Below are 13,856 nucleotides of genomic sequence, written 5' to 3' on the forward strand. Positions count from 1 at the left end.
TCTGTGATTCTAATAGCCCAAATCTCTGTCGATGATCGTTCCGTCTATGGCATTAATCGTCATAAAGCTCTGTCTGGAATGTTCCCCGTTATTCTTCTCATGATGTCCTTCAACCTCTACATCAAACCCTCCGAAAAAGTCCCACACCGGCACCAAAATTCCTGAATGGTTATCCACCGTTGGATCATACACCCTGCTGTAGCCTAATGTTATTTTATTAATATGGTAGGTTCTCTGTTTCTCAAATTCTGCAATATCTGCATTGGACACTTCCATCATCTGCTCATAGATTTTTATAATACTGTCAAAATCCATCAGCTGTACATTTTCCGTCTGGACTTCATCTATTTTGTAAGGATTATAGATCTCCACCTTCTGGATTCCATCGTCTCCCACAATCACTTCACATCTCTCATAACTCCAGGGTATTAATGTGCTGTCCATATCCTCCAGGGCTCCTCCATAGGAATCTGTAAAGGTAACAGGAATGCCGTCCAGCACCCTCGTAAAATGAAACAGATATCCCCCGTCCAGAATGTTATCTTTACTGACATTGTCTTCTCCATGTTTGAAAACGGTATAATCCCAATCGTATATCTCCCAGTCCCAGCCCAGCTTTTCTACCTTTTCTTTGGCAATTTTTTCTGCATCTTCGTAGGAAATATCCATAAATCCCTTAAGTTCTTCTTCTGTCATTCCTTTGTAATCTTCTACTTCACAGTCCATCAGATATCTTCCTTCTGTCCAGGCGCTAAATTCCCGGGGATCTGGTAAATCATCCCTGATTTTTTCAATTGAAAATTCAACATCTGCAGAAACCACACTTGATGTAATTACATAATTGTAATTTCCATGATCTGTCTCTGCTACTCCGTAAAATTCATGTTCATCCACCTGGTTTTGGTATTCCCCTTCTTTTACCATATCCGAATGCTCCAAACCAAAGGAAGGCTTTACTTCTTCCTTTACTATTTCATCTGGCGCATTTTCCATATCCGCTTCATCTCTTGCAATCACATCATCAATGTTAAAATACAATTCTCCATTTTCATCTGTTCCATATTCGTATGGATCAATATTTCCTTCTGCTTTGTACTGCTTCAGCCTTGTAATCTCCTCCTGATACTGTTCCTTCGTCCAGTCGTGATAGCCGTAAGCATGATAAAATTTTGCATCATCCAAAAAGGCGTTGGTTACCTTATCTATCATCTCCTGATCTACTTCCTCTGCAGACACTTTGTAGGTATTCATGGTATCTGTCCCCGGCAGGACGATTTCTGCGTCCGTATCAATGATAAGCACGCCATTTTCGTATGACGCCTGATTCTGATAGGTTTTCGGAGCGTTTACCATATCTTTGATCTTTCCTTCGGCGCTTTCATATTCTTTGATGTTGTCTGCGCCTTTTTGTTTTACAATAGTATTTTGGGGCGTTTCCTGGCATCCTGTTAATATGCTGATGCAAAGCCCCGCTGCAAGGATTGCTTTATAGTTCTTCCTCATAATATCCTCCTGTTCTTTCATGATGGACTGTTCCTTAAAATACCTGCATACTGCTGTGGCAAAACAGTTCTTATAAATTCATGGTAACAGGTTATTTTTTTGAAATATTCACTCAGTTGTAAAGGTTTGGTAAAGGATTTTACCTCCCATTATAGAATAATGGAAATTTTCGTTCCCTCTCCAACCTTGCTTTCAATTTTCATTGTTCCATGATGCACTGCTGCAATCTGATCGCAGAGTGCAAGTCCCAGTCCCATATTTCCACTTTTTCTGGAACGGGACTTATCCACCCGATAGAATGCTTTCCGAACTTTATCCACTTCCTCTGGAGGAATTCCACATCCTTCATCCCGCACCCAAAGAGAATGTTCGTCTGCTCCCAGATAAACGGAGCCGCCGGAACTCGAAGCCATAATACTGTTATTAATCAGGTTGATAAGAAAGCTTGTCATCAAATCAGCATCCAGCTTTTTCATTCTTCCCTGATAATCCCCTTCCCGCTTCAGATGTATTCCTGTTTCCTGCAGTCCGTATATTACATTGTCTTCCACTGCCTGAAATATATGCTCTACTGAAACTTCCTGTAACTGAATTTTACATTCCGGCTCATAGAGCCTGGTTAACTCCATCATTTTTTCTGTCAGGCGCGACAGCCTTCCACTTTCCTGATGTATATAACGAAGGGATTTTTCCTCCTGCTCCGGTGACAATTTTACGCTGAGAAGAGTTTCTGAATATCCCTTCATGGCAGTTAACGGAGTTTTTAATTCATGGGACATGCTTCCAATTAATTGTCTTTGGGTCTCATTAATAACCTGCAGGGGCCTTGTAATTTTTTTAATCAGAAATACTAAAAGCAGCGCCATTGCCAAAGACGCCAGACAAGAAATCAGAAACTCCTGAATTACCAGATTCCGGCTTTTTTCATAAATATAAGTGACGTCTACCGCATAAAATAAGGTATAATTGGCAGTTGTCCTTTGGTAGTACCTGACCGCATCATTTTGAAAAAACACTAGAATATATTTGTTATTGCTTTTCTCTAATACACAATCTCCGGTATTATCTACCTTAGCTAAATTTATGTTATTTACGTCAAATTCATAGGGGCTGCTGTTGTACAATTCCTCTTTTTCCTTATATAAGGCCGAATTTTCTGGCATATTTTCCCGAAAACAGTAGATGATCACGTGATCTGATAACTCTGCCTTTAACTCTGCATGAGACATTTTTTTGTTAAAATTCGACAGGGCGCCTTCATAGATTTTACGTTCTTTTTCTTTCAGCAAATCAATTTTTTCCTGCCGGCTGGTAAAAATCACATAAAACGAAAAAACCTGCGTCAACACAAACAGCATGGTTGACGCAGTGAATGCAATTTTTTTAATCATATCCATTATTATCCCTCCATTCGGTATCCTGCACTGGCGTTGCAGCAATTACATTGGAGTCATAGTCACCATTAAGGAACTTCCATACGGTATCCAACCCTTGGCACCGTAATAATCACATCAGAAAAATCCAATTTTTTGCGGATATTCCCCACATGCACATCCACCGTTCTGCTTTCTCCTTCAAAGTCCACTCCCCAGAGAATATTCAAAATCTGTTCTCTTGTAATCACCCGGTTCCGGTACTTCCAAAATACCAAAAGGCAATCAAATTCCATTGGCTGCATGGAGATTTCCCTGCCGCCTTTTTGTACGGTTCTCTTCTTCTCATTAATTACCACATCACGGATACAAATTTCTTCTGCCTCTTCTTTGCCGCAGCGTTTCAGTATATTGTCCATACGAACTAAAAGCTCTAACATTTCAAAGGGCTTTACTATATAGTCTTCCGCTCCGCTTCTTAAGCCTTTTACCTTGCTGGGTAAATCTCCTTTGGCTGTCAGATAAATAACTGGAATTTTATGTTCCTTCAGTTCTTCTAACAGTTCAAATCCATCTTTTCCTGGAAGCATAATGTCTAAAAGAGCAAGGGAGTAATCATCCCGTTCTTTTAAATGGCGGCTGAACTCATTGCCGTCAAAAAAAGGAACGGGCTTGTATCCTGCAATTTCCAGATTCATACAGATTAAATCATTAATGGGCAGTTCGTCTTCTATTACTAATATTTTTTTCATATAATCACCGATTCTATTATATCGAAGATTAGAAAAGAAAGCGATAGGAATTTGTAAAGGTTTTGTAAATTTCAGAAGATGGGAGGTGATGTATATGAGTACATACCAAGTTTTAATTTTGCAAAGCCGCCCTATCATCATGCAGGACGGCTTTCTACTTATACTTTCACTTTCTTTGTCTTACTGTAGTTTCCATATACTTTGCTTCCAGTGGAATCTATTTGATAGGCTCGTACACGTACATAGTAATTTTTCTTCTTTTTAAGCCCTTTCACAGTTTTTGACAAGGAGGAAGTATTAAATTTTTTCACAGAAGATTTGAATTTTTTACTGGTAGAATAACAGATTTCATATCCATCTGAACCGCTAATTTTTCGGTATTTTAGACAGACATTGTCCCGCCATCCATCCTAATATAATAAGTTCCTTTTAGAAGATTTAGCGTTACCTTTGATTTTTTTGAAAGATTTATTTTAAAATAGTGATATTTATTGGGAAACAATAAATCCTTCACTATTTTTCCCTTTTTCAAAGATACGGCATTTTTAGCGCTTGTTCCAGATTTGCTTACCTTCCCAACTGCTGTAAAAGTATAGCGGATGTTATATTTCTGATCGCCGCTTACTGCCATATAATATGTTCCCTTTTTCACTGCCCATGAAAAAGAATAATTTTTACCTTGATTCAGGATATTACTGTTGCTTGATAATTTCTTTTTCTAAGACTATAGCTATAAAAACATTAAAGTTAAGATATCATTTTTTATAATTCGAAGATATTGTCGCCTAAAATAATTTCAATCTTGAGGTATGCCATGAAAGACTTAGATTTTGCCTTCATCGGACAGAGAATTCGGGAAATTCGGAACGAAAAAATGCTAACACAGGAATACATTGCCCATGCGGTAGATGTAAATGTTTCCCATATCAGTAATATAGAAACAAACAAAGTTAAAGTAAGCCTTACTCTTTTGGTACGGATCTGCAACGTATTGGATACTACCATCGATTATATTCTGGAAAATGAGTATCACTCATCTGATTCAGTCATTGAACATGAGCTTATAAATATTTTTCGGGAAATGGAGAAAGAAAGACAGGAAACTTTGCTTCGAATAGCTAAAATTCTGTAATTTTTTACACTATTTATCATAATAAATAGTATCATCTATGATATGTCGCCAAGAAGAAAGAATGCCGAAAAATGGATTCTATGGCAATATATTTGTGGATTTTAAAAAGAACCCGTATATATTGTAGAAATCCGTTTATTTTCGACATTCTTTTTCGAAATTGTAGCTATTAACGATTATAACAGCACACTTTTTGTCTCATTTTTCTTTCTTACAGGAATCCACACCTCATACTTGGCGTTCTCAGGATCAGGATTCAAGTAAACCTCAATATCCGGCGCACTCCCATATTCATATCCCGAGGTAGGAAGCCATTCTGTAACAATCCTTTTTTCCAGCTCCTGGATGGACTGATTAGATCCGGAACCTGGAAAAATTGCCCATGTTGCAGCCGGAACTTTATACTCTTCCAATCCTTCACATTCTTTCGAACTGGCAACTGCAATATAATACCTCCAAGGTTCCTCTTCATTGCAGGTACTGACTCCCAATACTCCCATTGGTTTTGCATCCATCTTTCCAATAAGTGTTTGCAATGTACCGTTGACAGAAACCTCCTGCCACTTTGATGGGATAACTGCAAAATTTTTTTCAATTTCCTTTTCCAAAGGCACAGAAACCCCAACAATACGAAATGCGTCTTTTGTTTCAATTCGGTATTTCATCTCTTCGACTCCTTTCACGGTAAGCTTAAATGCAATCGGAGGAAAGGATTTGACAGACACCCCTTCCGCTTTTATGGCAGAAGGGGCAATTCCATGAATGGACTGAAAAGCTCTGTTAAATGCAGTGGGAGAGCTATACCCATACTTCTCCGCCACATCAATAATTTTAACTTCACCACCTTGTAAATCCACGGCTGCCAATGACATTTTTCTCTTTCGAATATACTCAGACAATGGCATGCCTGCCATATAAGAAAACATTCTCTGAAAATGATAGGAGGAACATCCGGCAATCCGTCCAAGCTCTTCGTAATCCACTTTATCCGTAAGATGTTCTTCCATATAATTAATTGCCTGATTCAATCTTTCAATCCATTCCATTGTCACTTCACTCCTTTTTCATATAAATTCTAACAACCTTTGACAAATTTGTCCTCTCTTTCTCTGCACAAAAAAGAGAGAAATAAGCGCCGTAAATCATCTGGGCATTATTATACGCTTACCACTTATATTTTTCAATAAACCGACTATCCGAAATTTATTGAAAAAGAAATTTGTTTCTCCTATAATGACAACACGAGGAGGTGATACCATGCAGGTTGAAATTAAAATTGACGAATCCTGCAGGGAACCGAAAATTATCATCCTAACTGCCGCCATGACAGAGGAGGTCAGCGATATCATTAAAAAGTTATCGGAACATGTTCCTCAGATCATTTCCGGCAGTAAGGATGGAAAAATCGAAGTTCTGGAACAAGAAGATTTAATTCGGATATACACAAGCGCTAAAAAAGTGTTTGCAGTAACCGGCAAAGGAACCTATCTGTTACGGCTCAGACTATATGAGGCAGAAGAACGGCTGAATCCCCATCAGTTTATCCGTATCTCCAATTCAGAAATTATTAATTTAAAAAAAGTAAATAACTTTGATCTGAGCTTTACTGGTACAATTTGTGTTAAGTTATTAAATAATGATATAACTTATGTTTCAAGACGGTATGTCAACAAAATCAAAAAAATATTAGGATTATGAGGTGAGCGATATGAAGAAAAAAATATTTTTACGCAGTGCAGTTGGTTTTCCCATTGGAGTTACTATCGGCTATTTTATCACAATAATCTTATCTTTTGCATATGGAAATGGGTATTATTCCCCTTGTGTTCCGGAACTGATTGACAAGATGGGTAATGAAGTTAACGCCGTTTTGCTTCAGACCCTATTATGTGGAATACTTGGAATTGGATTTGCAGGCTCCTCATTCATCTGGGAAATAGAACATTGGGGCATCACAAAACAGACAGGAATTTATTTCCTGGTTATATCTGTTCTTATGATGCCAGCCGCATATTTCAATTATTGGATGGAACATAGTATCAAAGGATTTTTCAGTTATTTTGGAATTTTCTTTTTCATTTTTGTTATAATATGGATTGTGGAATTTATCATTAGTAAACGTAATGTTAGAGAACTGAATAATTATCTTGATAAAGCAAAAGATTCAAAAAGAAAATAATCGTTATATCTACCTAAAACCAGAAAAATTCACTATTTTCCTGGTTTTAGGTATGACCTTCCAGATTCTTCTCCAAATATGATTAAAAATTAAATTTTTCTTTTATTTTTATAATGTTTCCATTTTTTCAGAGCTTCCGGATAATTTCTGGACTTCATACCTGGAAATGCCTTCATCAGACGCTTTATGCCAAAGCTTTCATGTTCCAAAAGAGCCTCAAATTCCTGCTGGAGCCGTTTTATCCGTTCCTCAATTTCTTCACGGCTTTCTGTTAATTCTGCTGCTTTTATCTCAATGCTTTCTTTCAGCTCTTCTCTTTTTTCTACAACTGCCGTTACGCCCTCATAAATATTTTCACCAATTTCATCTGATATTTCCCGTATTCTGAAAGCCGCTTCATCCATAAGCTTCAGATGCTTATTGAATTTCAGTATTGTGCTGAAAGTAATTGCAAAATCCGCCGCAAACAAAACCGAAAGCACTGACAACATTACTGTGCCGGGAATTCTCGGAATATCTTTCACCAATTTGTAAACGCCTGGATGAATCACATCCATCACCATAGTACATCCAATTCCCCACAAAATAGAAAATTTCAGACAGACATACCCACAAATATTAAAATTCTCATCAGAATAATCCCACCATTGGTTATGGAATAATTTTTCCAACAAAAATCCTGTCGCAAATTCAATAACGGTAGTAAGTATCACAGACCCTAGAAAAAGCATAAGAAAATTTTTCTTTAAAGGGGTTAAAATCACAATCACCACCAGAACCCCGCAGCCATATATGGGGCAGACAGGACCATTCAGAAATCCCCTGTTTACAAACTGCTTCAGTTCCAATGCTGCATAAGCTACTTCTGTGCACCAGCCTAAAAATGCATAAATCAGAAAAATCCAGGCTATCTCGTAAAATGATACTGGCATAAAATACTCCTTTAATTTCTGATATTAATTTCATATTTATCAATAAACTATCTGATATTAATTTCTTTTTCTAATCTGCTATCCATGAATCTGAAGAAGTTTCTCTTTTAATTCTCCTTCTAGGCGATTCATCTCTTTCTCAGCTTCTCTGCGCTTTTCTTTTCCCTCTTTCTGAATTCGCATCACTTCATCTAAAGTGGAAATCAAAGATTCATTCGTCTTACGCAGCGTCTCCATATCAACAATTCCCCGTTCTGACTCTTTTGCCGTTTCCACCGTGGCAATCTTTAGACGCTCTGCATTTTTCATCAATAACTCATTGGTTAAATCTGTCACTTCCCGCTGAGCCTGAGCCGCCTGAGCGGAATGCTCCACACCCATAGCAAGAACCATTTGGCTCTTCCACAGAGGAATGGTATTCACAATGGTAGATTGAATTTTCTCTACCATAACAGTGTCATTATTCTGTACCAAACGGATCTGAGGGGCAGTCTGAATGGAAATCATTCTGGTTAATTCCAAATCATGTATTTTTTTCTCAAACCGGGTACAAAGAGATTCCAAATCTTTGGCTTCCTGTGCATCCTCCGGCAGCCCGGAATGATTTGCTTTTTCTATTAATTCTGTAAGCTCTGTCTTTCTCACCAGTTCTAATTTTCTCTTTCCTGCCAGAATATACATGGAAAGTTCTTTAAAGTATATCTTATTCTGTTCATACATTTTGTCCAGAATTGCAGCATCTTTCATCAACTGTACCTGATGTCCTTCCAAAATCTTACAGATTTTATTAACATTTGTCTCTGCCTTATCATATTTCGCCTTTAAAGCTGTCAGCTTGTTGGAAGTTTTCTTAAACCTTGCCAAAAATCCTTTTTCTTCTTCAGCATCAAAGCCTTTCAATTCCGTTACTACTCCTGTCAGCAAATCACCAATCTCTCCCAAATCCTTGGTCTGTACATTTTGCAACGCTTTTTCTGAGAAATCTGCCATTTTTTTCTGAGTGCCTGCGCCATACTGCAGCACTATATTAGAATTGTGCAAATCTATCTGATTGGTAAACTGATCGATCATCCTGCGTTCTTCTTCCGTGAGAATATTATCATCCCAGGCTGGTTCTGCTGGCTCTTTTTTATCTTCTATAATCTCTTCCTTTTCTGGAAAAGGCTCTAACGTTAATACTGGAGCATTTGAAAATTCTAATCCTTCACTCATGTTTTTCCTCCGCTTTTCTTATCCTTTTTTCTGTTATATTATGACTTAATTTGTATGTTTTCATATTTTATTCAAATATCAGTTAAAACAAAAAGTTTAATCTACTTATACTATTTAAAATCATTGCCCGTTAAACCCTCCTGTGCCAGCATAGTATGCAACACTGAGATATCAGAAGATACATCCCAGGCCACTTCTTCAAACAGGCTGTCCAACAATCTTTCAAATGCAAGATTCAGCGTATCCAATGTCTGTTCAATTTCTGTTTTAGACGATCTGATATTCTCTCCCTGAACAGGCTGGCTGTCCAGTTGCTGATATGCCTCTAACAATTTCACTGTAGTGGGTAAATAATATTCCATCAATTTCTGAATATCATCCAGAGCATCTGGATCTTCCTTCACCCGATCAAATATTTTCTGAATCAGCATTTCCATATGGGAAATTTTGCTGGTAATCTCTTCTTCCGAAATGTTCTGATTGCACTCCCGAATTTTACGGATATACTCTTTTCCCTCTGAAATTACTTTCTCAACCTCAGGATTCCGGCTGCCCTCACTGGTTTTAGAACGATTCTGCCTCTCTGTTTCCAACTGTATTTGCTCTATCCGCTGCTTCTGGATATTCTGGTATTCCTGATATGTGTCGTGACTTACAATCAAACATGTATTATCATGATCCAGATGTCCCTGCCGAAACCAGCCTTTTTCAATCATTTTCTTTAAATCCTTTGCCACAAACCGGAAAGATTTTCCATTCTTATCTGCCAATTCCTTAATATTGCAATAAGTTCTCCCCCGCAGCTGTGCAATATAATTCCGATATCTCTTTAATCCCGACAAAATACTGCTTCCCTTCCAGGCCATAATTCCGCTTCCCAAAAGTAAAGGAACCAAAACAGAAAGTGCAATTTTAATTCCAATAGGAAAGCTGCCCAAAAAGAAACTTACAAGAAATAAAATCATGATTGTAATTCCGATTCCAGCACTAAAGGTGTAACCGCATACTGCCAATACCCATCCTCCAGCTTTCAGGGAAGTATTTTTCTTAAATAACTCAGGACTTACATCTGTATTTGGCACCTTCAGAGAATTCTGCCCATATTGGTTATTCTGACAATTTCTTTCCCATTCTCTCTGTTTTTCTTTATTCTGATAAGAGAGAAAAGAAGCCCTATTCACCGCATCTCCTGCCGTTTTCAAACCTTTCTGGAGGGTATTGACTGCCTCATTCACTGAATTTGTAATGGCTTTATTCAACTGATTAAAATCTTGAGAATTAATGGCGTCATCTACAAGATCTTTAATATCCTTCCCAAATTTCTCCCATTCGTTATTCATGCATGCCTCCAAATCTCTTCTTTTGATATCATTTACAATCATATTATGAACTATCGTTCCCTCAAAATCAATACTTTCTTATTGGATCTTCCATTTCTATTGTGTTATTTTTCCCTGGATGATACAATATCTTGGAAAGTGAGGAATGAAAATATGAAAACATTTAAGGATTTAAGAGAATTACTGACAAGGATTGACCATAAAGGTTATCCGGCTTATAAAGATACCAGAGGAAGCTACCAGTTTGAAGGATATATCCTCTCTATCGATCATGTACAGGGAGATCCCTTTGCCGCTCCTTCCAAAGTCAGCATTCAGGTTCCAGGAAAAACCGCCGGATTTCCTTCTGATTTATTTCAGGAAAAACACAAGCGGACTGCGCTCCAGGACTATCTGATCCGCAAATTTGCAAGAGAGGCAGAAACCTTTAATTTCAAAGCCAAAGGTTCCGGAAAAAGCGGACTGTTGTCTGTCAGCCGCTGCGGACAGGAAATTTTAGAGCGGACTGCCTGCGAAATCCGGTTGGATGGAACCGTCATTGTGCGGATGGAAATTGGTTTTCCTGCCAACGGCAGAACCATTAACAGCAGAGAATTAATCAAAATACTCTTTGATTTTCTTCCAGGCTGTGTGAAGAAATCCTTATTTTATGCTTCCTTGAACAAAGCGGATGTTCAGAAAAATGCAGAGCTTGCAGAAGATCAACAATATATCAGGGAACAGCTTCCAAAGTTAGGGCTTGCCGCTTTTGTTGCCAACGGCTCCATACTTCCAAGAGAATCCGGCGTTTCCAACCGCCCCATGAAACAAGCTGTTGCTTTTCAGTCTCCAAAATCTATGGAAGTTTCAATTGATCTTCCTAATTACGGTAAGATTGCCGGTATGGGAATCAAACAGGGCATTACCTTGATTGTAGGAGGCGGATATCATGGGAAATCTACTTTGTTAAAGGCACTGGAACTGGGCATATACAATCATATTTCCGGCGACGGCCGAGAATACGTGATCACCGATGATACAGCTGTGAAAATCCGAGCCGAAGATGGAAGAAGCATTAAACAATCAGATATTTCCATGTTTATCAATAATCTTCCCAATGGAAAAGATACGGTGCATTTCTGCACCCAGGACGCCAGCGGAAGCACTTCTCAGGCGGCCAACGTAATAGAAGCTATGGAAACAGGAACAAATCTGATGCTGATTGATGAAGACACCAGCGCAACAAATTTTATGATCCGGGATGAACTGATGCAGCGTGTCGTAAACCGTAATTCCGAACCGATTACTCCTTTTATTGACCGGGTACAGGAACTTTTTAGCCAATACCATATTTCCACAATTCTGGTGGCAGGAAGTTCTGGTTCCTATTTCCATAAGGCTGATTGTATTCTTCAAATGGATCATTACCTTCCAAAAGACATTACAGAATTTGCAAAACAAGAAGCCTATGCCTTTCCGATTCCAAATGATCCTGTAAAACCCAGTGATATTCCTTCTTTCCATCGAATTGTTAAATCAGACATTAACTTTAAGAAGAACGATAGAATTAAATTAAAAACACAGGGAAGGGATTCTGTATTGATTAATAAAGAAACCATAGATTTGCGGTATGTAGAACAACTGGCTGATTCCGAACAGTTATCTTCTTTGGGAATTCTTGTAAAATATGCACAGCTTCATATTTTTGACGGTAAAAAAACACTTTCTGAAGCAGTGGAAGAACTTTGCCGCATACTGAGCACCAAAGGCTTATCTGCTGTCTGTGAGGGAAACTATATCCCCAGCGGGTTTGCCATGCCAAGAAAACAAGAGATATTTGCCTGCTTTAACCGGTACCGCTCTTTAAAATTGTAATTTCAAATATCATCGTACCAGTACACTTAATATAATCTGCGCGAAACAACCTTATGTTTGGCATATAATATTAAGATATTTAATGTGGATTATACTAGTGTACTGGCACTTGACATTCAAACTAACAGCACTGCAAGTGACTGTACCGGACGCAGATGGCAATAGTCAATCACTGAAACAATTTCTTTTTTGCCGCTATGTACAGGCAAACAGCGCTTATTACATCTGCAACAAAAATAAAATGTGCAATCATATACACTACAGCCCATGTCTTTGATAATTTCCTTTTCTTTGTCATTCGAATAGCTGCACTGATCCCATACATAGAAGAAACAGCCATTAAAAAGAATTCCACCAGCGCTAACATAAAAATAAGAACCGGGGAAATAAGCAAAAAAGCAGGCACAGCCATCACAAACAAACATAACATCCCCACGGCAAATCCTGCCAGATAAAAAGGTATTTGCAACAGTTTCACCATCATACCATAAAAGGCAAGTTTCACATCAGAATTCTGAAAAGCAAATGCATTATAAATATTAAATCCATATATAATAATCGTTAAAAAAGTATATATAATAAGAAACAATCCATGATTTTTTCCTGTTTTATCTGGCACAATAAAAAACAGAAAAAACAAATAAGGCCACACTGTTAAAATAGCAGGAAGTATTTTTTCAAATCTTCTCATTGATTCTCCTTTTCACTTAATTTGCATAATTTTTTTAATTTCTCCCTGCAAGCAGGTCGTTCCAATAAGGGTTGATATAGCGGATTTTCTGTAACTATACGATACACATTGATCTTGAAAAAAGGAATTACAAAATTATCCTGAGATAATCGTAAGGTCTCAATAATCTCATCCACATAATGACAGAAATGCTCTTCTGCCATTTCCAAATCTTTCATATTAAGGTATACTTCCACCAAAAGTTCAGAAGGATGCACCCAATTCAAAATAGGCATCATTGTTAGATTTATCAAATCTCTTACCTTTGTCTGGCGGATATATTTCCTTACATCTTTCGTTTTCCCCTGTTTCAGATAAACTTGAGCCAACATATGCATATGGGCGGTATCCATTCTCTCTAAGGAGAGATTTTTTAAATATTCTCTGCTTCCTGCAATTTTCAATTTTGATATATCTTCCGCTTAAAGCAATGGCTGCAGCCTGACGAAATCCAAATTTATCATACAACTTTTCATCCTGGTACACTTCCTCAAAAAGACGTGTAGATTGTTCCTGATAATTTAAAAATACCTTTTCCTCTTCTTCAACTTCTTTTATGGTAAAAGCATACATGGTGACTGCATTTGCGACACAGCTATGTAGTTTATCCTCACTGCCCTTGGTATAATTTACTCCCACAAGTATAATTTCACCGGTATAATTCTCCAGAGATTGGGTATAATTTCTGCACTTAATCCGCTGCAATGCCGTATCTGCAGAATTATTATACTTTAATTATAACTGACAGAATTATCATTTACCAGAATAACATGCGCTGAATTTCTAAGATTAAAAATAATTCTGATATCTTTCTCATTTAATTATTGCAAAATATACAATTATGATATA

15 protein-coding genes are annotated in these 13,856 nt (G+C 37.7%); 4 read left to right on the plus strand and 11 right to left on the minus strand.

Going from position 1 to position 13,856, the window contains the following annotated elements; translation table 11 throughout:
* Window positions 1-9: 9 nt before the first annotated feature.
* From E5329_RS12305 to E5329_RS12320, 4 genes are all read right to left on the minus strand, one after another.
* Complete coding sequence (locus E5329_RS12305; protein WP_135989829.1) at window positions 10-1,503, minus strand: DUF6034 family protein; 1,494 nt, start codon at window positions 1,501-1,503, stop codon at window positions 10-12.
* A gap of 149 nt (window positions 1,504-1,652) precedes the next feature.
* The gene (locus tag E5329_RS12310; protein ID WP_135989830.1) at window positions 1,653-2,900 is read right to left on the minus strand and encodes a sensor histidine kinase; all 1,248 of its coding nucleotides are present in this window, start codon (window positions 2,898-2,900) and stop codon (window positions 1,653-1,655) included.
* A 65-nt stretch (window positions 2,901-2,965) separates the two neighbouring features.
* Window positions 2,966-3,628: a response regulator transcription factor gene (locus E5329_RS12315; RefSeq protein ID WP_135989831.1), complete on the minus strand. Its 663-nt coding sequence runs from the start codon at window positions 3,626-3,628 to the stop codon at window positions 2,966-2,968.
* Window positions 3,629-4,010: 382 nt separating this feature from the next.
* Window positions 4,011-4,259 carry a hypothetical protein gene (locus E5329_RS12320; protein ID WP_135989832.1) on the minus strand — a complete coding sequence of 83 codons (249 nt, stop codon included), beginning with the start codon at window positions 4,257-4,259 and terminating at the stop codon, window positions 4,011-4,013.
* Window positions 4,260-4,442: 183 nt separating this feature from the next.
* Between E5329_RS12320 and E5329_RS12325 the strand changes: the two genes are divergently transcribed.
* Window positions 4,443-4,760: a helix-turn-helix domain-containing protein gene (locus tag E5329_RS12325; RefSeq protein ID WP_135989833.1), complete on the plus strand. Its 318-nt coding sequence runs from the start codon at window positions 4,443-4,445 to the stop codon at window positions 4,758-4,760.
* Between the two features lie 176 nt (window positions 4,761-4,936).
* On the opposite strand, the gene E5329_RS12330 is transcribed toward E5329_RS12325, so the two are convergent.
* On the minus strand, window positions 4,937-5,806 hold the full coding sequence (locus E5329_RS12330) for an AraC family transcriptional regulator (protein ID WP_135989834.1): 870 nt from the start codon (window positions 5,804-5,806) through the stop codon (window positions 4,937-4,939).
* A gap of 211 nt (window positions 5,807-6,017) precedes the next feature.
* Between E5329_RS12330 and E5329_RS12335 the strand changes: the two genes are divergently transcribed.
* On the plus strand, window positions 6,018-6,458 hold the full coding sequence (locus E5329_RS12335; RefSeq protein WP_135989835.1) for a LytTR family DNA-binding domain-containing protein: 441 nt from the start codon (window positions 6,018-6,020) through the stop codon (window positions 6,456-6,458).
* A 10-nt stretch (window positions 6,459-6,468) separates the two neighbouring features.
* Entirely contained in the window at window positions 6,469-6,939 is a 471-nt protein-coding gene (locus tag E5329_RS12340) for a DUF3021 domain-containing protein (RefSeq protein WP_135989836.1), read from the plus strand.
* 89 nt (window positions 6,940-7,028) lie between these two features.
* On the opposite strand, the gene E5329_RS12345 is transcribed toward E5329_RS12340, so the two are convergent.
* From E5329_RS12345 to E5329_RS12355, 3 genes are all read right to left on the minus strand, one after another.
* On the minus strand, window positions 7,029-7,871 hold the full coding sequence (locus E5329_RS12345) for a putative ABC transporter permease (RefSeq protein ID WP_135989837.1): 843 nt from the start codon (window positions 7,869-7,871) through the stop codon (window positions 7,029-7,031).
* 78 nt (window positions 7,872-7,949) lie between these two features.
* On the minus strand, window positions 7,950-9,083 hold the full coding sequence (locus tag E5329_RS12350; RefSeq protein ID WP_135989838.1) for a toxic anion resistance protein: 1,134 nt from the start codon (window positions 9,081-9,083) through the stop codon (window positions 7,950-7,952).
* A gap of 110 nt (window positions 9,084-9,193) precedes the next feature.
* Window positions 9,194-10,423, minus strand: a complete 1,230-nt coding sequence (locus E5329_RS12355; RefSeq protein WP_135989839.1) for a 5-bromo-4-chloroindolyl phosphate hydrolysis family protein — start codon at window positions 10,421-10,423, stop codon at window positions 9,194-9,196.
* Window positions 10,424-10,576: 153 nt separating this feature from the next.
* Between E5329_RS12355 and E5329_RS12360 the strand changes: the two genes are divergently transcribed.
* A complete protein-coding gene (locus tag E5329_RS12360) occupies window positions 10,577-12,277 on the plus strand; it encodes an ABC-ATPase domain-containing protein (protein WP_135989840.1) in 1,701 nt (566 codons plus the stop codon).
* A gap of 169 nt (window positions 12,278-12,446) precedes the next feature.
* On the opposite strand, the gene E5329_RS12365 is transcribed toward E5329_RS12360, so the two are convergent.
* The 3 genes from E5329_RS12365 to E5329_RS12375 are packed head-to-tail and all read right to left on the minus strand — an operon-like array spanning window position 12,447 to window position 13,580.
* Entirely contained in the window at window positions 12,447-12,968 is a 522-nt protein-coding gene (locus E5329_RS12365; protein WP_135989841.1) for a hypothetical protein, read from the minus strand.
* Window positions 12,965-13,186 (minus strand): hypothetical protein, encoded by a 222-nt coding sequence (locus E5329_RS12370; protein ID WP_135989842.1) that lies wholly within the window; start codon window positions 13,184-13,186, stop codon window positions 12,965-12,967. The genes E5329_RS12365 and E5329_RS12370 overlap by 4 nt, the downstream gene beginning before the upstream one ends.
* 25 nt (window positions 13,187-13,211) lie before the next feature.
* Window positions 13,212-13,580: a hypothetical protein gene (locus tag E5329_RS12375; RefSeq protein WP_135989843.1), complete on the minus strand. Its 369-nt coding sequence runs from the start codon at window positions 13,578-13,580 to the stop codon at window positions 13,212-13,214.
* Window positions 13,581-13,856 lie beyond the last annotated feature (276 nt).

The organism is Petralouisia muris (assembly GCF_004793545.1).
Classification (GTDB): domain Bacteria; phylum Bacillota; class Clostridia; order Lachnospirales; family Lachnospiraceae; genus Petralouisia; species Petralouisia muris.